Genomic DNA, 23,422 nt, shown 5'->3' with positions numbered 1-23,422 from the left:
TAGATAAACTCAACTAATAATAATTTGCGGAACTCGCTAATGACATATTAGGAGGTCATTACTATGGCAAGAATTAAAGGTCCAGTTTGGAAAAAAGCACGTCGTTTAAGTTTCTCAATCCTTGAAACAGGTGAAGAGCTACAACGTCGCGATTATGCACCAGGACAACACGGTAAAGCACGTCGTCCAAAATTATCAAACTACGGTTTACAATTACGTGAAAAACAACGTATTCGTTATACATATGGAGTTACTGAAAAACAATTCTATAACACATTCAAAAAAGCTTCAAAACTTGAAGGTGTTGCAGGTCACAACTTCTTATTCATGTTAGAATCACGTTTAGACAACGTTGTATACCGCATGAACTTATCACGCACACGTCGTGGAGCTCGTCAATTAGTTAATCATGGTCATATCTTAGTAGATGGAAAAAAAGTTGATATTCCTTCATACATTGTAAAACCAGGTCAAACAATTGAAGTTAAAGAATCTTCACGTTCAATGGCAGCAATCAAAGATGCATTAGAAGCTAACGTATCAATGGTTGATTATGTTACATTTGACAAAGATAAATTCAAAGGTGAATACAAACGTTTACCAGAACGTAGTGAATTAAACCAAGAAATTAATGAAGCATTAGTAGTTGAATTCTACAACCGTTAATCTTCATAACCCTAAAACTTCCTCAATGAGGGAGTTTTTTTTATTTTCGCTCTGTTTGAGCACAAAAAAAACCATTCTAATATTCAGAATGGTTTTTTACATCTAATCGTAACGTTATTCATCGTCTTTATCGGTTTGATCTACTACTTCTTTTTTAGGTTCCTCTTTTTTTGAATCATCTTTATTGGATTTTGATTCCTCTTTTTTCGGTTCCTCATATTTCAACTTAAACTGAACAAATTCACGTTGTGTCTCAAGTTTAGTATTATTCCGCCATGAAACAAGAACATTCAGAGTAACTTCAGGGACATCAACTTCACCCGCAAGACTAATCCCACCCATATAGTTGCGATCCTTACGTACTTGCCCTGGAACTAAATTATATTCTGAATCAAAAATACCCGCAGTTGGCATCATTTTATCGGCATGATAATCTTCATTGTTTTCTAACACAACAATTTCCACGCCATACATTGCAATCTTCGGTTTATCAACAACAACACCATATACATAGAGATCCTCATGTTTTTCGATTGTAGCGGAAATATCAAAGAAACGTGATGACTCTACAAAACGGTCATTATCATTAATTGCATTCCAATAAGACTCATACCGTTTTAGTTTTTCAGTATAGAGTTTTTTTTCATTCACTGAACATCCTGTTAATAACATCATGCTCAAGAGTACCAAAAATAGTTTTTTCATATTATACCTCTTACGATTTAGTTTGTGTGATTAAAGATATGATACGTTTTCTTACCTCTTCGTATCACAGTTACTTCTTTACCAATTGCATTGTCTTTTGAAATGACAAAATTCGTATCATTTACAACTTCACCATTAACACGAATTGCGCCACCTTCAATCAGTTGACGTGCTTCGCGCTTACTTGGACATACTTTTGTATTCACTAATAACTCAACAATATTTTCATCTGCAGATACTTCGATGGACGCACTGTCTGCAAATACTTGACGGATTTGATCAACAGTTAACTCTTGAACATTTCCTGAAAAGAGTGCATTGGTTACACGTTCTGCCATCGCAAGACCTTCTTTACCAAAAACCACTTCCGTTAATTCTTTCGCAAGTTCTTTTTGCGCAAGTCTTAAATGAGGTTCTTTAATAAATGAAGCTTCAATTGCTTGGATTTCTTCAACACTCTTGAATGAAAGACGTTTTAGGAAATCAATCACATCGTCATCACTTGTATTAATAAAGAATTGGTAGAAGCTATAAGCATCCGTACGGTTTTCATCCAACCAGATATTTTGTCCTTCACTCTTACCAAACTTTGTTCCGTCTGATTTCATGATTAAGTGTGAGGTAATACCAAATACTTCCGCTTCCGGTCCTTCAACCTTACGAATTAAGTCTGCACCACTTACAAGGTTTCCCCATTGATCCGAACCACCAATTTGTAGTTCAATACCATAGTTTTTGTATAAATGTAAGAAGTCAATGGATTGTAGAATTGTATAAGAGAATTCCGTAAAAGAAATTCCTGTACTTAAACGCTTCGCAATGGTATCTTTCGCTAACATGTTACTTACGCTAAAAAATTTACCATAATCACGCAAGAAATCTAAAACGGTAAGCCCGCCCAACCAATCACGATTATTTACGATGGTCACGGGATTATTATCACTCGATAAAATGCGTTCAATTTGTGCACCAATTCCATCTACGTTTTTCTGTAAATCCGCATCATTAAGCATTGAACGTTCTGTAGTAGGACGTGGATCACCAATCATACCTGTAGCGCCACCAACTAATGCAATAGGCTTATGACCTTGCATTTGATAACGTTTTAATAAAATTAATTGTTGAAGATGACCGACATGGAGTGAATCCGCAGTTGGATCAAACCCACAATAAAGCGTAATCGGTTGTTCTAATCGTTTTTCCAACGCTTCATAATTGGTAACATCCTTAACAAGACCACGCCAGTTTAATTCTTCTAAAAAATTCATTTTCTTTTCCACCTTTATTTTTCTTGTGTATCAAATAACATTTTAATTTTTAAATAATAACGTTGCATAATATCCAGCATGCATGTGACTGCTAGAAGTGTTGTTGCATCATGGGGATAGATATATCCTGAAGCACAAAACTTATCAAGTTCAGCCCACTTATCTTCTTTAAAAATCAAGTTCTTAGCTAAAAACTGTGTTTTTAATAATGCTTGCTCACCATTATGCATTAAAACCGCTTGATCATCATGACGACTCATAATATAGAGTAACGTTGATGTAATCGATTTGTTTTTTTGTAAAAATGGTACGTATTGGTTAAACACTTCACGCATACCATTGTTTAAAATCTCATATCGTTTTGGTTCCTCAGTAAACATATTATTTTGAGTGAACCCTTCACTAATTTTTTTAATTTGTTTCGTTATATCCGCATAGCCACGTGAATTTATAAAAGCAAACATTACTGTGCTGGTAATGAATACGGTATAGTGGTAGGATTGCTGATTTAAAACGGCACGTTGAATTTTTGTTTCAACCTCGTTTTGGAATCGGGCAATATCAACCGTACTTGTGCTATTAACAGAAAAGATTCGTTGCATTTCATCTTTATAAGTACGAACAAGATGAATAAATTTCTCAAAATTCATTTGTTCATTACTGCCACGATAATTCGGGCCATACATACCAAATCCCATTGTTTTTGTAAATGAACTCACATAACCATAAACTAAGATGTTTGACAGAATTGTCTGTTTATCACCTTTTACAATATAACCTTCAACACGTTTTGTATAATTATCAATGTATTTTGGATCTTCTACAATATCATTCATCAATTCTTCAAGCGAGGACTTATAATAATCATCAAGTCTATTTTTATAACCCAGCGCCTCACGGGTCCACTTTTGATCACAATCGAATACATCACTATCAATTGCAAAACCTAATGGATGGTGATCTTCGTAGTGAACCAAAATATCTTTGACCGTTTTTGCGCTTTCATCAAGCTTGATGTAGAACATAAGACCTTCTTCATCAAACGTATACGACCAAGACTCCATATTAAATCGTTCCCAAAGCTCAAAAAAGATGGTGAATACTGCATAAGACACAATGTTACGTTGGCGTTCTTCCCCCGCAAAAGACCCACCTAAAACAAGGAGGGAACCATCCTGCCCTTCAATCATACTTTTCATGATACCATTACGCTTCTCACGTAACTCACGAATTGATTCAGATGTTAATTGAACAATATTCATAATAATACCTCTTTCAACATATAATATTCTACCATGAAATCATCGTTTAAGGTAATGTAAAACTCAAAGAGCCATAAAAAAAAGGCAATACGCCTTTTTTTCGGAAAAATATTATTTAACAAGGGAAATCTGTAACCATATTTATTTTTAAGGAGAAGAAAATATAGTCATTGTAAACAATTTGTTTACGTATATAGAATACAAAAACATTGTGGTTAGAATTCGCAGAAACTGTGTTAATTTGTGTGAGCTGGTTTAAAGATTGAAATCATGATAGTTGGAACAATCATGATCACCCCGAAAATAAAAATAACGATTTGGATGGGCATGCGTTCGACAAGGATTCCAGATACAAGCGGTGTAATAATCGCAGAGAAACCAATACTCATTGAGATTGAAAACATCTGCGTAGTTGATCGTAAGTGACTTGGTGATTCTCTAAAAATTAAATCCTTTTGCGCAACAAGAATTAATGGGAATGTGATCGCTTGAAGTGTTGAAAGTACAATAATTTGAAATACCGATGTTGCCATACCATAAGTTACCATTCGAATAATCATGATTATACTGGAAAAAACCATTAAGTTTTTACCACCATATTTTTTCAGTAGAGCGCCCCCCACTAACATCAGTGGAATCTCACTCAACGCTTCCACAAACCATTTAACACCCACATCTTGGGCATTCCCACCGAGATGAAAGATATAGTCTGTAATCGTAATCGAGTCTACATTCATAACAAAATAAGTCAAGGTAAACACAACAACCAAATACATATAACGTTTATTGGTAAAGAGCACTTTTAAATCTTTCAAACTTAAAGCTGTCGCCACGCTCTCATTTTTTTGCTTTGTAGCATCCTCAAGTTTGAAGGAATAAAAGATGACAACAAAGCTTAGAATTCCTGAAAGATAGCCCAGTGATGGATAACCATAACGATGAATAAAAAAACCTGAGACCAGCGATGCTAAGGCCCATCCGAGTGAACCAAAACTACGTATAAAACTGAACTGATGATAGATCCCATCCACCTCAAGAACCCATGTTTCAAATAAATTCGAGAGTATTCGAACAACACCAGCCATCGTCCCTACTAAAAAAAAGTGATAATAGAAATTATGAATATTAACACAATAGGAGAGCATTCCTGTAGCCGCAAGAATAAACGTTCCATAGATAAAGAAGCGCTTAATCGTCCCATATCGGTCACATAAATACCCTGATAAAATTTGCCCGACCATGGCAATAATAGCAAGAAAAGAAAGAATGAGTCCCCGTTGTGATGCTGAATAACCCAAATCAGTGAGAAAGGGTACCACTTGCGGAAACAACAATCCATGTGAAGCATACATCAAAAACATAACAGCACTAAAATTAAAAACTTTTGTTTTATTAGACATTTTTATACCTCATATACTCTAAACTTTATTATAGCATTTTATTCTCTAAAGTTTATACCAATTAAGTTATAAAAAAGCCTAATCGAGATTAGGGTTGAAAATGTTGTTTTCGGTAATAATAACATCACATCGGATATCATGGTCTTCTTGAAAAAGAACTTCAGTTTCCTGAAATGAGTAAGCGATTCCTATTTTTACTGGACTCACTTCCGCTAAAAAGCGATCGTAATAACCACCACCATAACCGATTCGATAGCCGTTTTTATTAAAAGCAAGCATTGGTAGGACAACCACATCGATTTCATCAGCTGAAACACTTTGATTACTTGTAGGTTCTAAAATTCCCATCACTCCAGGTTGTAGTTGATCAAACCCTGTTATGACATAAAAATCCATAGTATCACCCTTAATTTTAGGTAAGCAAATCGTATACTGATCATCCCAAAATAACGTTTCCATAATACCGTAAGTATCGACTTCATGATTAAATGCGGCATAAAGAGCTATTGTTTGATGGCCTTCTAAACGATCAATAACAGCATTATGAATTGCCTTATCCCAAGGAGCACGCATGAGCACATCGTATTGCTTGCGCTTTTCTAAGACACCTTGAGCAATCTTTTTTTTATCCAACAGAACCTTCCATCTCCATTTTCATCAGTTGATTTAATTCTACCGCATATTCCATAGGAAGTTCTCGGGTAAAAGGTTCTAGAAATCCCATAATAATGGTTTCAGATGCTTGCTCTTCACTTAAACCACGACTCATAAGGTAGAAAAGTTCCTCTTCTGAAATTTTCGAGACACGCGCTTCGTGTTCAATAATCGATGCATTCGTGTCCACAACATTTACAGGCATTGTGTCACTCATAGAAAGTTGATCCAGAATTAAGGTATCACATTCTATTTTTGTTTTCGCATTTAGAGCGTTTTTATCATGATGTACGATACCTCGATAATTCACTGTACCCCCATTTCGTGATACAGATTTTGAGATAATTGTACTTTGAGTATTCGGGGCTTTATGAATCATTTTAGCGCCGGCATCTTGCCACTGGTTAGCGCCCGCCACTGCGATTGAAATGGTCATACCCTTCGCATATTCCCCAACTAAAACACAAGAAGGATATTTCATAGTAATATAGGCTCCGATATTACCATCAATCCATTCCATCATTCCATGTGCCTCCACCTGAGCACGTTTTGTAACTAAATTATAAACGTTCGATGACCAGTTTTGAATGGTGGTATAACGACACTTCGCATTTTTATGAACAAAGATCTCAACCACCGCAGCATGCATCGCATCTTTTTTATAGATTGGGGCCGTACATCCTTCAACATAATGAACATCTGCGCCTTCATCTACAATAATCATTGTACGTTCAAACTGTCCCATTTGCTCGGCATTAATTCTAAAATAGGATTGAAGCGGTTTATCAAGTGTCACACCTTTAGGGATGTATATGAACGAACCACCTGACCATACGGCCGTATTGAGTGCCGCAAACTTATTATCATTATAAGGTACAAGTTTTCCAAAATACTGCTTTACAATTTCTGGATAGTCTCGTAATCCTGTATCCATATCAAAAAACAATACCCCTTTGGACTCAACTTCTTGAAGCATACTTGCGTAAACAACTTCCGAATCATACTGAGTCGCGACACCTGATAAATACTTTGCTTCCGCTTCAGGAATGCCCAATCGATCAAAAGTATTACGAATTTCTTGAGGCACATCATCCCAACTGCGTTCAACTTGGTCACTGGCTCTTAAGAAATAGATATATTCATCAAAATTCACTTTGGAAAGATCCGCTCCCCATGAAGGCATCTTTTGCTCCATAAACGATTGATATGCCTTTAAACGGATTTCAAGCATCCACTCCGGTTCATTTTTAAGTCGTGAAATTTCACGTACAACCGATTCATTCAAACCCTTATCAAACGCTACAATCCCTTCAACATCATCATGAAATCCATATTGATACTCTTCGTTTGGTAATCGATCGCGATCATCCATTTTTTCTTCACTCATCGTTCTCCCTACTTTCTTCAATAATATCCGTCAAACCACGCCATCCTAAGGTTGCACAGGTAATCCGATTCGCTTGGCGTCCAACATTTTTAAAAGCAACAGCTTCTTGAAGCAATTGTTCATCAAACGATTCCAAATGAATCATGCGATTGTATTCTGCAATAATCTTATCAGCCTCTGCTACAGTCTTCCCTTTCACAAGTTCCGTCATAATAGAAGCTGCGGAAGTTGCAATCGTACAAGCTTGACCATCAAAACAAACATCTTCAATAACACCATTTTTAATAGACGCTTGAATGGTTAAGTCATCAATGCATGAATCCGTACTCACACGTTTTTTTGGATATGCTTCTTCTGTACGTTTATTCCGTGGGTTTTCATAATGGTCCATAATTAATTGACGAAGAAAACGAGGATCTTCAAAATAATTCATTTTATCACTCCAAATCTATAAATAAAGGTCGATACACTTTTCTAAAGTTATCGTTTCTAAAGCTTTAATCAATTTTGTAACATCCGCATCATTATTATAAAAATAAAATGAAATACGAACACTTTTTTCCATATTCAATGCACCATTAATCAGTTTAGCGCAATGTTCACCCGAACGAACGCTTACACCCTCTCGATTGAGATAAGCTGCAACATCTTGAGCAAAAATACCCTTAACACTAAAAGTAATTAGCCCCATATCAGCATGTTGATTGTAAACCGTAATGTGATCCATCGCATTTAAAGCATCCAAAGCACGCTTATGAAGCGGTAAGATTATCTCATGAATCCGTTCCATACCCATTCGATTTAAATAATCGATTGCTGCACCAAATCCTAATACCCCTTCGATATTTGGGGTTCCTGCCTCAAACTTCGCTGGACCTGATTTAAGTTCAACCATACCACATGCATCAAAGCGAACATTACTGCCACCACCATGCGAAATGGGATACATTTTATTTTGAATTTCAGGTTTTGCATAAAGAACCCCTACACCGGTAGGTCCAAGCATTTTATGTGCTGAAAAAGCCATAAAGTCTATATCTAAATCCACAACATCAATGGACATATGTCCAATTGATTGGGCGGCATCAAGACAAAATAACGCGCCATGATCATGTGTATACTTTGCGAATGATTTAATATCATTAACATATCCCAAGACATTTGAAACGTGAGCCATTGACACAATTTTAACGTTCTCATGGAATGCACTTTCAAGCATATCAAGTGTAATATGTCCCGCATCATCTAAAGGTATAAATTCAACACTAAAACCGACCTCATCAGCCAATGCATACCAAGGTAAAATGTTTGAAGCATGTTCTGCTTGATTTAAGAGGACCACATCCCCCTTTTTTAGGTAATACTTTGCGTAACCACTTGCCACGAGGTTTAGGGATTCACTCGCACCCGATGTGAAGATAATAGACTCTGGCGTTGTTTTAATAAACTGAGCCGTTTTCTTTCGAACAGCTTCATAGAGGTTACTGGTTTCAAGTGAGGTGTCATAATCTCCGCGATGAATGTTGGAACTAAGACGTTCATAATAATCAACGACGGCATCGATCACCGTCTGCGGTTTTAATGCAGTTGCAGCATTATCAAGATAACTTACATCTGGATGATGTTTAAAAAAAGGAAAATCTTTTTTTATTGAATCCATTGTGTATTCACCTTCTCCGTAATTTCTTCTTTTAATTGTGTTTTAATTGTTTCATCATCAATTGCATCAACAATTGGCATGAGATATCCCATTATAATGAGACGTAGTGCATCTTCACGTGTCAATCCTCGTGATTGCAGGTAATAGATGTGTTCTTCATTGGGTTGACCAACGGATGCAGCATGGGATGCAGCAACATCATTTTCATCGATAAGCAGCATTGGATACACGACACCATGTACTTCTTCACCAAGGTTCATAATACGACTCATTTGATGGGTCTCTGAACCAGAATTGCCTTCTGAAATACTACCAATCACTTCTAGATTTAAACTTCCTTTGTTTAGAACAATGGCATTACATTCAACCATTGCATAACTTTTCCGAGCTTGATGATCTGCTTTTACCGTCCATTTTAGCTTATTAAAAGCAATCACTGCACCTTTAAATTCGCAATGACTTCCAATGCCGAGGTACTCAATATGTGTGTGTTTTTGATGGTTTCCTTTACTCATTTCACCATAATTCGCAACAAATTGTGCGTGTTCATGCAACTTAATATGCTCATTCACAACCAATGCTTCATCACTTTGATTAATCCATAAATATTTAAAGTTTGCATAGTCTAAAACATCGATTGTCAGATGTAGCGTTCCCTTACCTTTCGCAATAATATAGAGCGTTCCCTTTGATTGTTTCGGAATGGTAATTGACACGTTTTCTTCACCTTTAATATCAAGTACGATTGAATTCATCGGTTCCATCAAGGTAAATGCTGTCATTATTTATCACCTATTGCTTCACGCACCGCACACGTTCCAAGAACAGTTGGGCGCTTGGGATCTTTCTCTTTTTGAATGTCTGCTTCGATCCAATCATATCCTTCACGATCAATTTTACGTACTAATGTCTCATCAGAACTTAAAACAATTCGTCCATCAATCATAATATGAGTATGAGTTGGTTGAATCAATTCAAAGAAACGTTCATAGTGACTTACAATAATCAGACCCATTTTTTGTTTATCTTGTTCTTCTTTTAATACTTTTGCGACCAATGCAAGCGCATCAATATCAAGTCCAGAATCAATTTCATCCAACATTGCGAATCGCGGTTCTAACATAATCATTTGTAAGATTTCATTACGTTTCTTTTCACCACCACTAAATCCTTCATTGAGGAAACGGTGCGCAAGATCCTCTTTCATTTTAAGACGGTCAATACTACCTTCCATTGATTTTACAAACTCAAATAAACCAATTGGTGTATCACGACGTGCATTCAATGCGGACTTTAAAAAATCAGAGTTTGTTACTCCAGAGACTTCTTGTGGATATTGCATCCCTAGAAATAATCCAAGCTTACTGCGTTCATCAACTTCGAGTTCAAGTACATTGATATCATCTACAAAAACAGTTCCCTCTGTAATTTCATATCGGGGATGACCCATGATAGCAGAAAGAAGTGTTGATTTCCCATTCCCATTGGGTCCCATGATTGCATGGATTTCATTCTCATTAACAACAAGATTGACACCCTTGAGTATTTCTTTTCCTTCAATTGCTACATGTAAATTTTCAATTCTTAATTGTGCCATATTATCACTTTCCTCTACTTATATCTTAATTAATATATTATAGCACAAGATTAATCCGAATAAGGCGACCATCGCTCACGAAACGTATTCGTAACGTGTTGCATTGACCCCTTAAATAACCTATAATTAATGAGACAAAAGGAGGATTGTAATGATTGACAATTTAAAAAAATATTGGTTTGTCGTCGTTATAGGTTTGGTACTGATTGTCGGTATCGGGTATTTTACTAAAGAACAGATGAACGCTGTTTTGAGCGGTAAAAAAGTAGACGGTAAAGATGTAATATATGAGGTTGCTGGGAGTGATTATACTGCAGATGCATACTATGATGAACTCTTAGAATCAAAAGGAACTGCCGAGATTTACAAGTTATTCGAACGTGCTGTTCTTGATTCAATGGAAACAACTGAGGATATCGTTAAGAAATCTAAAGAAGAAGCTGAGACAGTTAAAACTAATGTTTCTGCACAAAATGGTGCAGCTGGGTTAGAACAATTGAATAAGGCACTTGTTTCATTGGGTTATAAAGGTGTTGATGAAATGAACAAGTTTTACGAAAATTCAAATAAACTTGATGTCATTTTAGGTGATTACCTTGAAGCAAATTACGATCAATATGCGAAAGCATTTGTCGAAGAAAAACAACCTCGTGTTGTAAGTCACATCCTTGTCAAGATGGACGATTCAAAAAATCCTACAGCTGAAGAAACAGCTAAGATGGAGAAAATTGATGCAGCTTTAAAAGAGGGTAAAGCTTTTAGTGATGTTGCTATGGAATTTTCCGATGATGGAACTGCCCAAAATGGCGGTTTACTCGGATATATGGATAAAACATCAAGTTTAGTTCCTGAATTTATTGAGGGAGCTACAAGTATCAAGAAGGGTGAAACAACTGGGTGGGTTACTTCACAATACGGTCGTCATCGCATTACAGTTCAACAAGACTCTTTCGAAGAAATCAAATATGATAAAGATTTCTTAAAAGCAATATCAACAAATAATCCTAAAATCCAATATCAAGCAATCTGGGAAAAAGCAGAAGGCTTAGATATTAAATTTGCAGACGAATCCGTTAAAGCAGATTTAATGGCATTTATGGGTCTAGGAGGTAATCAATAATGAAAAAACTTCTAGTTTCACTCCTCGCATTGCTTATGCTTGCGGGATGTAGTGATGCACGTGCAATGATTTCCACAGATGAAGAAATATTCTCTGTTGGTAATGAGAAAGTTACTTCTAAACGTCTCTTTGATGTTATGAAGCAAAGTGATGGCGGAATGACTGTTGTTAAGTCAGCACAAAACAAAATCACTGAAAATGTTGCGGATGAAGATGTTAAAGCGGAAGCTGACAAACGTCTTGAAGAAATTAAAGAAGTCTTTGGTGATCAACTTGAGGAACGTTTAAAACAAAGTGGCTATGAGAGTGTTGATGCATTCATGTCACAAACTGTTTATCCAGAACTCAAAATGACACATCTTCTTAAAGAAAAAATGATTACAGACTTTGAAGCACTAACTACAGAAAATGCACCGCGTAAAGCACGCATTCTGCAATTAGAAAATCAAGAAAAAGCAGACGAAGCACTTGAAAAAATTAAAGCAGGTGAAAACTTCGATGATGTCGCAAAAGATTACAAAGTTACAGGCTCTCCTTATGATGGAAGTGCTAAAGTACACTTATTGAAATCGGTTCAATATCCTCAAGAAGTTGCGGATGCACTCAAAAATGCAACGGAACCAACATTATCGGGTGTCCTTAGTGACGCAAGTGATGAGAGTAAATATATTGTTCAAATTATTGAAATCGATGCAAGTCGATATCAAGATGAAACCATTGAAGCATTTGTAGGATCAAAGGACATCGTAAATAAATACCTTGCACAACTTTTTGTTGACAATGGATTTAAAATTTACGACAAAGACGTTTATGACGCCGTTGCCGAAAAATTCCCACAATACTTAAATATTCAAAAGGAAAAAGACGCTAAATAAGCGTCTTTTCTTTATGCTATAATATCGTAAAGGAGGTCTATTATGACACTGTTTGAAAAAATTATCAACCGAGAAATTCCCGCGAAAATAATATGGGAAGATGAGGATGTCATCGCATTCTTAGACATATCACAAGCCACTCAAGGACACACCTTAGTTGTACCAAAGCAAGCAACAGAATCCGTCCTGACAGCGACACCTGAGGTCGTCTCCAAAGTAAACTGCACCGCACAGATGCTTTCACTTAAACTTATGGAAACTTTTGGTGCTACCGGCGTCAATATCTTAACCAACGCTAATGAAGTAAGTGGACAAACCGTCCCGCATTATCATGTGCATGTAATTCCGCGATACGATGCCGATGAATTAAAATTTGTACCCCTTCAAAAAAATCATGATCTTGATGAGGTCTTTAAAATCTTTCAAGAAAAAAATCTTACACTTTAAAAATAAACAAAGTATTGATGCACAACACATCAATACTTTTTATTTTAATGAGGCACCGCTAAGTCATCCTCATTGAAAAGAATAATTTACATAGTATATAATCAAATTAGATCATATAAGGTAATTTTAAATTCGTATTTCAAAAAATGCTTTCTATGACTTCAAAAGTATTTCAATATTTAGAAAAGGAGTAATTACCATGAAAATTGAATTAGGTATCAGTACCTTTGGTGAAACAACACCACTTGAAAATACAGGCATAGCCCCTTCTCATGCTGAACGTATTCGTCAACTCGTAAAAGAAATTGAACTTGCGGATCGCGTAGGGCTTGATATTTATGGAATTGGGGAACACCATCGAGCTGATTTTGCAGTTTCTGCACCTGAAATTATTCTTGCTGCGGGTGCCGTAAATACGAAACACATTCGTTTGAGCTCTGCAGTTACTGTTCTTTCATCCATTGACCCAGTACGCGCGTACCAACAATACGCAACGATCGACGCTTTATCAAACGGTCGTGCGGAGATGATGGTAGGACGTGGTTCCTTTACAGAGTCCTTTCCACTGTTTGGCTACGATTTAAAGAACTATGAAGCTTTATTTACGGAAAAACTACAGATGCTTCGTACTATCGTTGAAAATGAAACAGTTACTTGGGAAGGTAATCATACCCAATCTCTTGATAATACAGGTATCTACCCCCGTTCTGTACAAGAAAAGCTCCCAATCTGGGTCGCAACAGGGGGAAATGTGGAATCAACCGTTAACATTGCCCGCCAAGGATTGCCGATTACCTATGCAATCATAGGTGGAAATCCCTTGCGTTTTAAATCACTCATCGAAGCCTATCACGCAATTGGAAAACAAATGGGATACCCTAAAGACCAAATGCAAGTTGCCGCACATTCGTGGGGATTTATTGCAGATACGTCACAAGAAGCAAAAGATAAATACTTCTATCCAACTAAATTGCTGATCGAACAGATTGCGAAAGACCGCTCAAATTGGGTTCAAAATTATCGACGTCAAGATTTTGATATCGCAACTGGACCCGGTGGCGCGATGTTTGTAGGTAGTCCTGAAGAAGTAACAACCAAACTCATCAAAATGATTGAAGATCTCGGTCTTAACCGATTCATGCTCCATTTACCAATTGGTTCCATGGAACATGAAGACGTTATGCACGCAATTGAATTGTTTGGAACTCAAGTAGCTCCTGCGGTTCGTGAATACTTTAAAGATAAATAACAAAAAAAACATCAATCCTTGTGATTGATGTTTTTTTAACTTTAATTCATTATTCAGCAGACTTTACATCTTCTTTTTTAACTTCTGGTTTTGGTAATAATGCTTTACGGGATACGTTTACGCGTCCCTTTTCATCAATTTCCATAACCTTAACTTTAACGATGTCTCCTAATTTAACGACATCTTCTGGTTTTTCAACACGGTTATGATCCATCTTAGAAACGTGTAAGAGTGCATCAGTACCTTGGAATAGATTTACGAATGCTCCGAATTTTTCAATACGTACTACTTTCGCATCGTAAATTTCTCCAACAGCAGCTACACGAACGATATTTTCAATCATTGCTTTCGCTTTGTCAATTGACGCTTGATCTGTATGGTAAATTACAACACGACCGTCATCTTCAATATCAATCTTAACATCGTTGCATTCTTCAATGATTTGGTTAATGATTTTTCCACCTGCACCAATAACGTCACGGATTTTGTCCGGTTTGATGTTCATTTGCGCAATCTTAGGTGCATATTCACCAACAAAGGTACGAGGTTCTGAAATTACTTCATCCATCGCAGCCATCATTTCCGCACGACCTGTTTTCGCTTGTGCTAATGCTTCGCGTAAAATGTCTTCGGATAAGCCTTTAATCTTAATATCCATTTGTAGGGCTGTAATCCCTTTTTTAGTTCCAGCTACTTTAAAGTCCATATCACCGAAATGATCTTCCATTCCTTGAATATCTGTAAGGATTGTATAATCATCTCCGTATTGAACAAGACCCATAGCAATACCACTCACTGCAGCTTTTACTGGAACACCTGCTGCCATAAGTGCTAATGAACCTGCACAAATACTTGCTTGTGAAGAAGAACCGTTTGATTCTAAAACTTCCGCTACTAAACGAATTGTATATGGGAATTCCTCTTCAGATGGAATTACATAGGATAAAGCACGTTCACCTAAAGCGCCATGTCCAATTTCACGACGTCCTGGTGCACCCATACGGCCTGTTTCACCAACACTGTATGGTGGGAAATTATAATGATGTAAGAAACGTTTTGAATCCACATCGGATAAGTCATCAATTATTTGAGTATCTGCCATTGCACCTAATGTACAAACAGAGAGTACTTGAGTTTCACCGCGTGTAAAGAGTCCACTACCGTGTACACGACTTAATAAATCAATTTGAACATTTAATGGACGTACTTCATCAACACCACGACCATCTGGACGAATTTTTTCAATCGAAATGAGTCGACGGACTTCATCCGCAACCATGCCGTGTGTTACTTCTTTTACGTACTTCACTGTTTTATGTTTTTCAGATTCTGTTTCATATGATTTCGCTTCAAAATGTAATACAGCTTTTTCTTCAAGTTCATCAATCATGCCATAACGTTTTAGTTTTTCATGGATTGCGACTGCTTCACGTAAGTCTTTACCTACAAGTGCTTCTACTTCTTCAACGATTTCAGAAGGTACTTCATAAAGCGTAACTTCCATTTTTTCTTTCGCTACTTCTTGAGCAATTTCAATTTGGAATGCACACAATCGTTTGATCCATTCATGACCAAATAACATCGCTTCAAGCATAAGTTCTTCAGAAACTTCTTCCGCACCTGCTTCAACCATATTAATAGCATCTTTAGTACCTGCAACAATCAAATGCATTTTTGATTTTGCTTGTTCTTCAAGGGTTGGATTAATTACAAATGTTTCATCAATATAACCTACTGTAACTCCCGCAATAGGACCTTCAAATGGAATATCGGATACCATTAAAGATAAAGATGCTCCAAACATTGCAGCCATATCGGGTGCGCTGTCTTGATCAACAGATAATACTGTATTTACAACTTGTACTTCATTACGGAATCCTTCCGCAAACAATGGACGAATTGTACGATCAATTAAACGTGATGTTAATGTTGCATGTTCACTTGGACGCCCTTCACGACGTAAAAATCCACCTGGAATCTTACCAACTGAATATAATTTTTCTTCATATGTAACTGTTAGTGGGAAGAAATCGATATCTTTCGCTTTCTTACTTGCAGTTGCAGCTGATAATACTACAGTATCTTCATAACGCACTAAAACAGACCCACCAGCCTGTTTCGCTAATTCTCCCGTTTCAACTTTTAGATTTTTTCCACAAAAATCTAGTTCAAATACTCTCTTGTTCATAGATTCACCTCAATATCTTATTCAATTTTAACACATTCTATACGTATTTGATATAACAAAAAAGGAGCAACTGCTCCTTTTGATGTTTTTTATTATTTTCTTAATCCTAGGCTTGTGATTAATTCACGGTAACGGTTAATGTCTTCGTTACGTAGGTAAGTTAATAAATTACGACGACGTCCAACTTTTTTAAGAAGACCACGGTTTGAGTGGAAATCTTTTTTGTGTTCTTTCATGTGTTCTGTAAGCAAGTTGATTTCTGCTGTAAGAACAGCTACTTGAACTTCTGCTGAACCTGTATCGCCTTCATGACGTGCATATTGAGTCATGATTGCTTGTTTTTCTGATTTTGATAACATGTATGTATCCTCCTGTTTTCAGACCTTCATCACCGAGAGTATCGTCGAGGAAACGGATATCCCAGTCATAAAGCCTATAAATAATAACATACTGATGTCTGTTAGGCAAGTTAAATTCCTTACCGCCTTGTCCAAGATTATATAACGACGTCTTTATCCACTCGTTTATATATCATACAGCTTACTTCTAAATAAATTGAAGTGTTAGAACAAGAAATTCATCCATGTTTGAATTATTTGTGATCTGCGTATATAGATCACTTAGGGTCATACTATCAGGATAGATGGATTGTGAAGCGTACGCAAGAAGATACGTCTCTCCAAATTCAAGTCTTTCAAGGCTGTCATTCAATAGAAATAAATTGGGACCCAATGAGATATCAATTCGTTCTTCGACGGTTACAACCCGCTTATTTGCCATCTCAAGCGCCAAAACAACCTTATCAGGCAATAACTCAAACTGAATCGTATTGAGTCGTATTTCGCCACCATTTTCTTCTTGAAGACGATTTTGATTTAATAATACTTTATTCTCAACAATCGTACCATCACGAATCAAAACACGATTTAATTGAAAATCTTGAGTCTGAAGGCGTTTTGAAAGAACGAGGGTATTGTATTTGGTAAGCACAAGATCAGCGCTTGGATTCATCACTTGAATCATGATTCCGAATGCAACCACCACAACAAGCCCCAAAAACATCGTTTTATATTTCATAGTTCCCCCTTTTTTTATTATTATAGCACAAGCATGGTATAATTAAGGGTACTTAAGGAGGGTATATATATGAAAAAAATAGCGTGGATTGGTACAGGAGTCATGGGAAAACCCATGGCGGAGCATTTGGCTAAAGCGGGTTATTCAGTTTCAGTTTACAATCGAACATTCTCAAAAGCTAAACTAATGGAACCCATGGTAACTGCCTGTAAAACGATTGAAGAAGTAGTGCATGATGCAGATGTTGTTTTTGCGATTGTTGGGTATCCAAGTGATGTAAAGGATGTTTTTGAAGAAGTCATGAACCATGCGAAACCAGGTTGTCTCTTGGTGGATATGACAACATCATCACCTTCACTTGCGAAATCATTGGCAAGAGATGCAAAAGAACACGGATTCAGAATGCTTGATGCACCCGTCACCGGTGGAGACTTAGGCGCAATAAATGCAACACTCTCAATCATGGTGGGTGGAGAACAGTCGGATTTTGATGACGTTTTACCCCTTCTAAATGTAATGGGTAAAACAATTAATTATATGGGTAAACATGGTAATGGACAACATGCGAAACTTGCAAATCAAACAGCGATTGCAGGAGCTCTAGCGGGTACTGCAGAAGCATTACACTATGCACACCATCATCAGATCGATATGACTACCATGCTTAATGTTATTACCGGTGGATCTGCTTCCTCATGGCAAGCTGCAAATAATGGTCCTAAAATGATTTCAAAAGACTTTGAACCTGGATTTTATCTAAAACATTTCCTCAAAGATTTAAAACTTGTGATGGATGAAAAAGAGAATTTATACCTTCCAGTTGTGGAAAGTGTATGTAAAATATACGAAACCCTAAGTAAGAATGGGTATGACGAGATGGGTACACAAGCCATTATCGATTATTATATTAAACAATTATAATGAAGCTTAAAGGTAATCGAAATACTCTAGTATTGATCACAGCCGCAATTTTATCATTCATTGCCTTTGTGTATATTTATCTAAAACAAGAACAGTTCACTCCAATGAATATAAGTTTACTTGTTATTCTATTGGTTTGTAGCCTAAATGCATTACTGTTTGGACTTTATAAACATCTTTCAAAGCGTGTAAACGCACTTGAATTAAAATTTTTGAAACTTATATGGATTGGACTCAGTATGTGTCTTATGCTAATCGCTGTTGCGATTGTATTGGTGTTAGTATCTTTATAAAAAACCTGTATAAATTCCAAATTGGTGGAATCATACAGGTTTTTTTAATCATTTAAAATTGACATAAAAGGCAGTAATGTATCATCTAACATTACAAACCCTTCAAAAGTAGTTTTTAAAACATCATCTGATTTGTAGAGAAGTTTTCGCGAAACACCTTCTGAAATGGCATCTGCGAAGACATCCTCCAATGCCACTCCGAAACGTTCTTGAAATCTTGAATAGGCTACGCCATCTTTAAGACGAAGTCCCATCATCATAAACTCAAACATTTCATCTTCAAGCGTTAAGTCGATGACTTCATGGTAGGCATCCTCTTTGAGGTACATTCCAAGCTTTGTCGTCCATGTTTTACGTTGATGATTATGTTTTAAACTTGATCCAGGCCCAAGCGCATAAAAATCTTCATAGCGCCAATAGACTTGGTTATGTTGACTTCTTGATCCGGGTAGAGCGAAGTTTGAAATTTCGTACTGTTCATAGCCCGCACTTTCCATTAATTGAATGCAAGAAAGAAACATTTCTGTTTCAAGTTCAATCGGTACCGGTTGAATACCACGTCTTCCAAATAACGAATTGGGTTCAACGGTTAAAGCATAGATGGATACATGATCAGGTTTTAGGGCGATAACATCACGCATGGATGATTCAAAACTTTCCAAGGATTGTCCTGGCAGTCCATACATTAAGTCTAAAGATATGTTTTCAATACCAATCTTTCGTAAAAGCTTAACACCCACTTCAACATCATAGAATTTATGATGTCTCCCAATTTTCTCAAGTAAGTCATCATGAGTTGTTTGAACACCCAAACTCATTCTGTTTACACCGTAGTCATGAAGCATCTGTACGTTTTCCTCAGTAAGATTTTCTGGGTTACCTTCAAAGGTCCATTCGTATTCATCCGCTAATTTCGGTTTCAAGGCCTTAAGTAATGCCTCTAACTGATCATTTTCAAGAGAAGTTGGTGTACCGCCACCAACATAGATTGTCTTCAAATCTCCTGGTAAAGTATTAATTTGTTGGATCAAGCGAATCATAAATTGATCAGAAATTTGTCGCGCGTAGTGAAACCGCGTAAAATCACAATACCCACAAATATGATCACAAAATGGGATATGGACATAAAGTGCTTTAGTACTCACGTTTCATCACCTCATCAATTTTATCGTTGATTAACGCTTCAATATCATAGTCTCGATCCAAGCAAATCGAAATCGTATACATTAAAACATCCGCAATTTCTTTCTTGAAATTCTCTTCATCATCCAAACTCTCTTTGAGTTCGAGTGCTTCTTCAACGACACACGCAGTCATAAATTCGATGGTGTCTGTTTTATCCCATCCAAAATGTTTACGCATCGCTTGGATGCGATTATAAACGTGACTATTCATCATCCATTGATAGAACAGACATGAATGCCTCTTGAGGTATTTCCACAGAACCTACTTGTTTCATGCGTTTCTTACCTTCTTTTTGTTTCTCTAAAAGTTTTTTCTTACGAGAAATATCACCACCATAACATTTCGCAATAACGTTTTTACGAAGTGCTTTAATGGTAGAACGAGCAATAACCTTTTGGTTAATCGCAGCTTGAATCGGAACTTCAAATTGTTGTCTTGGTATCAATGTTCTAAGCTTTTCAGTAATCGCTTTTCCGCGATTAAATGCGAAGTCACGATGCACGATTGTGGAAAGAGCATCGACAATTTCTCCATTAAGAAGAATGTCCATTTTCACAAGATTAGATTGTTGGTAGCCGATAAAATCGTAATCAAACGATGCATAGCCACGTGTTGTTGATTTGAGTCGATCAAAGAAATCGAACACAATTTCCACAAGTGGTAGATGGTAAACAATGTTCATGCGTGTACCATCAATCGTTTGCATATCAACATAAATACCACGTTTATTTTGACAAAGTTCCATAACAGCACCCACATACTCGGATGGCACCATAATTTGCGCTTCTACAAATGGCTCTTCAACATGATCAATAACATTTGAAATCGGCATTTTTGATGGATTATCCAGCTTTAACATTTCCCCATTTGTAAGGAAAACATGGAATTCAACCGAAGGTGCTGTTGCGATTAAATCAAATTGATATTCACGTTCCAATCGTTCTTGGATAACATCCATATGAAGCAACCCAAGGAATCCACAACGGAATCCGAAGCCAAGTGCTTGTGATGTTTCAGGTTCAAAAACAAGAGAAGAATCATTGAGTTGCATTTTTTCCAAAGCTTCTCTCAAATCCGTATAACGTTTACTATCAATTGGATAAAGTCCACAATAAACCATCGGGTTTAATTTACGATAACCCGGTAACGCTTCGGCTGCTGGATTATCAGCCAAGGTAATTGTATCCCCTACACCAATTTCTTTAATTGATTTGATGCTTGCGCTAATCCAACCAACTTCACCTGTTACAAGTTTATCTTTTTTAATTTCAGTAGGTGTACGTACACCTAACTCAGTAACCTCAAACACTGCGCCTGAAGCCATAAACTTAATCTCATCGCCAACTTTAACTTGACCTTGTTTAATGTTTACAAATGCAATTACACCACGATAAGAATCGTAAATTGAGTCAAAGACTAGAGCTTGAAGTGGCGCTTCAACATCACCTTGCGGTGCAGGAATTTGCGCAACAATACCTTCAAGCACTTGGTCAATATTTAGACCTGTTTTCGCACTGATTAATGGTGCGTTGCTTGCATCAATTCCGAGAACATCTTCAATTTCACGCTTCACACGTTCTGGATCTGCTGATGGCAAATCAACTTTATTGATAACAACCATAATTTCAAGATCATTCTCAATTGCAAGATATGCATTCGCAAGCGTCTGTGCTTGAATACCTTGTGTTGCATCCACAATCAAAATGGCACCTTCACACGCTGCAAGTGATCGAGACACTTCGTAGGTAAAGTCAACGTGACCTGGAGTATCAATTAAATGGAAAATATACTCTTGGCCATCATTTGCCTGATAAGCAAGTTGTACCGCATTTAACTTAATTGTAATGCCGCGCTCACGTTCAAGATCTAATTGATCCAGAAGTTGTGCTTGCATGTCTCGATGAGCAACAGTATGCGTTTGTTCTAAAATACGATCCGCTAATGTTGATTTTCCATGGTCAATATGAGCGATAATTGAAAAATTTCGAATATTTTTTTGATTCATTTAGTTACCTCTTAAATATTTCATTAGTTTTTGTAATCTTGGATAAAAAATTGTCGCCAATATGACTGCGAAAACACCTTGGAACAAATCGCCTTTTAATGCCACAAAAAATGATGGCCAGCTCTTTGTTAAGAAAACCGCAACAAACCCATACATCGTCATCATCCACAGTGCAGCAAGTGAAAATGGAATCCATCGTTGACGTGTGTCTAGATAGCGTTCTAAAAGCTTAATAATTATAACTTCTCCAGCTTTAATAAAAAGCGAGAAAATCGCGTAGACTGCATAGCCTCCTGCAATATCAGCAAGCGCACAACCCACCCCTGCCGCGAAAATCGCACCACCAAGTGGAAGCATTATTGGAGAGACCATGATAACAAAATCACTCAAGTTGAGATACCCTCCAGTTGCGGAAGGAATCTTAATGATTAATGTTACGGTCGCAATAAGCCCTGTAACAATTCCGATCATGACTAAAGTTTGGGTACGTTTTATTTCATAGTTTTCTCTCATTCAAATCGTTTCCCCTTCCAATTTCGACCAAGTCCGTTTGCGAAATCATGTGCAGACGTTACCGGTTTTCCTGCTGGTTGTATCAGAGAAATAGTAACGGTACCTCCGATACAAGCAATTGTAAGTCCATCTTCATCGACTGATACAACTTCCCCTGGTTCATAAGCATGCGTTGAACTACACATGGTCACACCATGAAACTTAACATTCATTCCTTCCACGACACCATATCCAACAGGCCATGGAATAAGACCACGAATATGATTGTAGACATCTGTAACAGGTCTCATAAATGAAACGAACTCATCATCACGTTGAATCGTATAAGCAAGTGTCACAAGATCTTTATCTTGAGGTACAAACGATAACTTACCTTCTAAATAAGATTTTAAATCCTCACGAATAAGCACTTTAGAAGCTTCCATTAATTTAGCCTCTACATCACCCATCATATCTTGATCTTCAATTGATACACTGCGAGATGAAAGCATATCACCGCTGTCCATACCCACATCCATTCGCATCAACGTTACACCCGTCTCTTTTTCACCACGAATAATTGACCAATGTATCGGTGCTCCGCCTCTAAATTTTGGAAGCAATGAAGCATGAACATTCAAGCAAAGAAATTTTGGATAGTCGAGTATTGCTTTCGGTACAATTTGACCATAGGCACAAGTAACCACTAAATCAGGTTTAAACGCTAGAACATCATCAATTGATTCTTTAATTTTTACTGGTTGAATTACTGGAATTTGATGCTCGATTGCTAATTCTTTAACTGGTGGCGCTTTTAGTACCTTCTTGCGACCAAAAGGTCGATCCGGTTGCGTTACCACCGCAACGACATCATAACCATCATCTAATAATTGTTGTAACACAACACATGAAAAATGTGTTGTTCCCATAAACATAACACGCATATTATCACATCCTAGCACATATTATAA

The 23,422-nt window shown here is 36.9% G+C and carries 24 protein-coding genes; 6 read left to right on the top strand and 18 right to left on the bottom strand.

All coding sequences use genetic code 11. The features are described from left to right. Window positions 1-63 precede the first annotated feature (63 nt). Entirely contained in the window at window positions 64-666 is a 603-nt protein-coding gene (rpsD, locus tag NMG63_RS02715; protein WP_123171693.1) for a 30S ribosomal protein S4, read from the top strand. Window positions 667-780: 114 nt separating this feature from the next. Here the strand turns inward: rpsD and NMG63_RS02710 are convergent, their stop codons facing one another. From NMG63_RS02710 to sufC, 10 genes are all read right to left on the bottom strand, one after another. Continuing rightward, window positions 781-1,371, bottom strand: a complete 591-nt coding sequence (locus NMG63_RS02710; RefSeq protein WP_254007411.1) for a hypothetical protein — start codon at window positions 1,369-1,371, stop codon at window positions 781-783. Window positions 1,372-1,388: 17 nt separating this feature from the next. Continuing rightward, entirely contained in the window at window positions 1,389-2,639 is a 1,251-nt protein-coding gene (tyrS, locus tag NMG63_RS02705; protein WP_254007410.1) for a tyrosine--tRNA ligase, read from the bottom strand. 14 nt (window positions 2,640-2,653) lie between these two features. Then, window positions 2,654-3,901 carry a citrate lyase holo-[acyl-carrier protein] synthase gene (locus NMG63_RS02700; RefSeq protein WP_003773127.1) on the bottom strand — a complete coding sequence of 416 codons (1,248 nt, stop codon included), beginning with the start codon at window positions 3,899-3,901 and terminating at the stop codon, window positions 2,654-2,656. Between the two features lie 236 nt (window positions 3,902-4,137). Beyond that, window positions 4,138-5,301, bottom strand: coding sequence for an MFS transporter (locus tag NMG63_RS02695; RefSeq protein WP_254007409.1), 1,164 nt, complete (start codon window positions 5,299-5,301; stop codon window positions 4,138-4,140). A gap of 78 nt (window positions 5,302-5,379) precedes the next feature. After that, window positions 5,380-5,934, bottom strand: a complete 555-nt coding sequence (locus NMG63_RS02690; protein ID WP_254007408.1) for a 5-formyltetrahydrofolate cyclo-ligase — start codon at window positions 5,932-5,934, stop codon at window positions 5,380-5,382. Next, window positions 5,927-7,342 (bottom strand): Fe-S cluster assembly protein SufB, encoded by a 1,416-nt coding sequence (sufB, locus tag NMG63_RS02685; protein ID WP_254007407.1) that lies wholly within the window; start codon window positions 7,340-7,342, stop codon window positions 5,927-5,929. Before sufB ends, NMG63_RS02690 begins: the two co-directional genes overlap by 8 nt. Beyond that, window positions 7,335-7,775: a Fe-S cluster assembly sulfur transfer protein SufU gene (gene sufU, locus NMG63_RS02680; RefSeq protein ID WP_123171700.1), complete on the bottom strand. Its 441-nt coding sequence runs from the start codon at window positions 7,773-7,775 to the stop codon at window positions 7,335-7,337. The genes sufB and sufU overlap by 8 nt, the downstream gene beginning before the upstream one ends. 15 nt (window positions 7,776-7,790) lie before the next feature. Further along, window positions 7,791-9,002, bottom strand: a complete 1,212-nt coding sequence (locus tag NMG63_RS02675; RefSeq protein ID WP_254007406.1) for an aminotransferase class V-fold PLP-dependent enzyme — start codon at window positions 9,000-9,002, stop codon at window positions 7,791-7,793. Continuing rightward, window positions 8,990-9,784, bottom strand: a complete 795-nt coding sequence (locus tag NMG63_RS02670) for a SufD family Fe-S cluster assembly protein (protein WP_254007405.1) — start codon at window positions 9,782-9,784, stop codon at window positions 8,990-8,992. The genes NMG63_RS02675 and NMG63_RS02670 overlap by 13 nt, the downstream gene beginning before the upstream one ends. Next, on the bottom strand, window positions 9,784-10,599 hold the full coding sequence (gene sufC / locus NMG63_RS02665; protein ID WP_254007404.1) for a Fe-S cluster assembly ATPase SufC: 816 nt from the start codon (window positions 10,597-10,599) through the stop codon (window positions 9,784-9,786). Before sufC ends, NMG63_RS02670 begins: the two co-directional genes overlap by 1 nt. A gap of 151 nt (window positions 10,600-10,750) precedes the next feature. Between sufC and NMG63_RS02660 the strand changes: the two genes are divergently transcribed. The 4 genes from NMG63_RS02660 (at window position 10,751) to NMG63_RS02645 (ending at window position 14,290) form a co-directional block, all read left to right on the top strand. After that, window positions 10,751-11,719 (top strand): peptidylprolyl isomerase, encoded by a 969-nt coding sequence (locus NMG63_RS02660; RefSeq protein ID WP_003773110.1) that lies wholly within the window; start codon window positions 10,751-10,753, stop codon window positions 11,717-11,719. After that, window positions 11,719-12,594, top strand: coding sequence for a peptidylprolyl isomerase (locus tag NMG63_RS02655; protein WP_254007403.1), 876 nt, complete (start codon window positions 11,719-11,721; stop codon window positions 12,592-12,594). The genes NMG63_RS02660 and NMG63_RS02655 overlap by 1 nt, the downstream gene beginning before the upstream one ends. 42 nt (window positions 12,595-12,636) lie before the next feature. After that, window positions 12,637-13,041 (top strand): HIT family protein, encoded by a 405-nt coding sequence (locus tag NMG63_RS02650; RefSeq protein WP_254007402.1) that lies wholly within the window; start codon window positions 12,637-12,639, stop codon window positions 13,039-13,041. 199 nt (window positions 13,042-13,240) lie between these two features. Further along, complete coding sequence (locus NMG63_RS02645) at window positions 13,241-14,290, top strand: LLM class flavin-dependent oxidoreductase (RefSeq protein WP_254007401.1); 1,050 nt, start codon at window positions 13,241-13,243, stop codon at window positions 14,288-14,290. A 49-nt stretch (window positions 14,291-14,339) separates the two neighbouring features. Here NMG63_RS02645 and pnp read toward each other — a convergent pair whose 3' ends face one another. From pnp to NMG63_RS02630, 3 genes are all read right to left on the bottom strand, one after another. Beyond that, window positions 14,340-16,478, bottom strand: a complete 2,139-nt coding sequence (gene pnp, locus NMG63_RS02640; protein ID WP_254007400.1) for a polyribonucleotide nucleotidyltransferase — start codon at window positions 16,476-16,478, stop codon at window positions 14,340-14,342. A 92-nt stretch (window positions 16,479-16,570) separates the two neighbouring features. Further along, a complete protein-coding gene (gene rpsO / locus NMG63_RS02635; protein WP_003773100.1) occupies window positions 16,571-16,837 on the bottom strand; it encodes a 30S ribosomal protein S15 in 267 nt (88 codons plus the stop codon). 187 nt (window positions 16,838-17,024) lie between these two features. Then, window positions 17,025-17,555, bottom strand: coding sequence for a hypothetical protein (locus NMG63_RS02630; protein WP_254007399.1), 531 nt, complete (start codon window positions 17,553-17,555; stop codon window positions 17,025-17,027). 69 nt (window positions 17,556-17,624) lie between these two features. On the opposite strand from NMG63_RS02630, the gene NMG63_RS02625 reads away from it, so the two are divergent. Continuing rightward, complete coding sequence (locus NMG63_RS02625; protein ID WP_254007398.1) at window positions 17,625-18,476, top strand: NAD(P)-dependent oxidoreductase; 852 nt, start codon at window positions 17,625-17,627, stop codon at window positions 18,474-18,476. A 337-nt stretch (window positions 18,477-18,813) separates the two neighbouring features. Here NMG63_RS02625 and hemW read toward each other — a convergent pair whose 3' ends face one another. Genes hemW through fmt form a run of 5 tightly spaced genes read right to left on the bottom strand, consistent with a single transcriptional unit; the run spans window position 18,814 to window position 23,395 of the window. After that, window positions 18,814-19,914: a radical SAM family heme chaperone HemW gene (gene hemW, locus NMG63_RS02620; protein ID WP_013852701.1), complete on the bottom strand. Its 1,101-nt coding sequence runs from the start codon at window positions 19,912-19,914 to the stop codon at window positions 18,814-18,816. Further along, window positions 19,904-20,164, bottom strand: a complete 261-nt coding sequence (locus NMG63_RS02615) for a MazG nucleotide pyrophosphohydrolase domain-containing protein (RefSeq protein ID WP_223246846.1) — start codon at window positions 20,162-20,164, stop codon at window positions 19,904-19,906. The genes hemW and NMG63_RS02615 overlap by 11 nt, the downstream gene beginning before the upstream one ends. Then, window positions 20,157-21,959: a translation elongation factor 4 gene (lepA, locus tag NMG63_RS02610; protein ID WP_254007397.1), complete on the bottom strand. Its 1,803-nt coding sequence runs from the start codon at window positions 21,957-21,959 to the stop codon at window positions 20,157-20,159. Before lepA ends, NMG63_RS02615 begins: the two co-directional genes overlap by 8 nt. Beyond that, window positions 21,960-22,472, bottom strand: a complete 513-nt coding sequence (locus tag NMG63_RS02605) for an ECF transporter S component (RefSeq protein ID WP_254007396.1) — start codon at window positions 22,470-22,472, stop codon at window positions 21,960-21,962. It lies immediately after the preceding gene. Next, complete coding sequence (fmt, locus tag NMG63_RS02600; RefSeq protein ID WP_254007395.1) at window positions 22,469-23,395, bottom strand: methionyl-tRNA formyltransferase; 927 nt, start codon at window positions 23,393-23,395, stop codon at window positions 22,469-22,471. The genes NMG63_RS02605 and fmt overlap by 4 nt, the downstream gene beginning before the upstream one ends. Window positions 23,396-23,422: the final 27 nt, after the last annotated feature.

Origin of the sequence: Erysipelothrix amsterdamensis (assembly GCF_940143175.1) — a bacterium.
In the GTDB taxonomy this organism is placed as follows: Bacteria; Bacillota_I; Bacilli_A; order Erysipelotrichales; family Erysipelotrichaceae; genus Erysipelothrix; species Erysipelothrix amsterdamensis.
The sequence above is the reverse complement of the archived record's forward strand: the minus strand, read 5'-3'. Positions and strand labels throughout refer to the sequence as shown.

Coding starts and splice junctions, on each gene's coding strand:
- NMG63_RS02710 (WP_254007411.1), bottom strand. CDS start 1,371: ATGAAAAAACTATTTTTGGTACTCTTGAGCATGATGTTATTAACAGGA.
- NMG63_RS02675 (WP_254007406.1), bottom strand. CDS start 9,002: ATGGATTCAATAAAAAAAGATTTTCCTTTTTTTAAACATCATCCAGAT.
- fmt (WP_254007395.1), bottom strand. CDS start 23,395: ATGCGTGTTATGTTTATGGGAACAACACATTTTTCATGTGTTGTGTTA.
- NMG63_RS02625 (WP_254007398.1), top strand. CDS start 17,625: ATGAAAAAAATAGCGTGGATTGGTACAGGAGTCATGGGAAAACCCATG.
- sufC (WP_254007404.1), bottom strand. CDS start 10,599: ATGGCACAATTAAGAATTGAAAATTTACATGTAGCAATTGAAGGAAAA.
- NMG63_RS02605 (WP_254007396.1), bottom strand. CDS start 22,472: ATGAGAGAAAACTATGAAATAAAACGTACCCAAACTTTAGTCATGATC.
- NMG63_RS02645 (WP_254007401.1), top strand. CDS start 13,241: ATGAAAATTGAATTAGGTATCAGTACCTTTGGTGAAACAACACCACTT.
- NMG63_RS02660 (WP_003773110.1), top strand. CDS start 10,751: ATGATTGACAATTTAAAAAAATATTGGTTTGTCGTCGTTATAGGTTTG.
- NMG63_RS02655 (WP_254007403.1), top strand. CDS start 11,719: ATGAAAAAACTTCTAGTTTCACTCCTCGCATTGCTTATGCTTGCGGGA.
- NMG63_RS02650 (WP_254007402.1), top strand. CDS start 12,637: ATGACACTGTTTGAAAAAATTATCAACCGAGAAATTCCCGCGAAAATA.
- NMG63_RS02630 (WP_254007399.1), bottom strand. CDS start 17,555: ATGAAATATAAAACGATGTTTTTGGGGCTTGTTGTGGTGGTTGCATTC.
- NMG63_RS02670 (WP_254007405.1), bottom strand. CDS start 9,784: ATGACAGCATTTACCTTGATGGAACCGATGAATTCAATCGTACTTGAT.
- rpsD (WP_123171693.1), top strand. CDS start 64: ATGGCAAGAATTAAAGGTCCAGTTTGGAAAAAAGCACGTCGTTTAAGT.
- NMG63_RS02700 (WP_003773127.1), bottom strand. CDS start 3,901: ATGAATATTGTTCAATTAACATCTGAATCAATTCGTGAGTTACGTGAG.
- sufU (WP_123171700.1), bottom strand. CDS start 7,775: ATGAATTATTTTGAAGATCCTCGTTTTCTTCGTCAATTAATTATGGAC.
- NMG63_RS02615 (WP_223246846.1), bottom strand. CDS start 20,164: ATGAATAGTCACGTTTATAATCGCATCCAAGCGATGCGTAAACATTTT.
- lepA (WP_254007397.1), bottom strand. CDS start 21,959: ATGAATCAAAAAAATATTCGAAATTTTTCAATTATCGCTCATATTGAC.
- pnp (WP_254007400.1), bottom strand. CDS start 16,478: ATGAACAAGAGAGTATTTGAACTAGATTTTTGTGGAAAAAATCTAAAA.
- sufB (WP_254007407.1), bottom strand. CDS start 7,342: ATGAGTGAAGAAAAAATGGATGATCGCGATCGATTACCAAACGAAGAG.
- rpsO (WP_003773100.1), bottom strand. CDS start 16,837: ATGTTATCAAAATCAGAAAAACAAGCAATCATGACTCAATATGCACGT.
- tyrS (WP_254007410.1), bottom strand. CDS start 2,639: ATGAATTTTTTAGAAGAATTAAACTGGCGTGGTCTTGTTAAGGATGTT.
- NMG63_RS02695 (WP_254007409.1), bottom strand. CDS start 5,301: ATGTCTAATAAAACAAAAGTTTTTAATTTTAGTGCTGTTATGTTTTTG.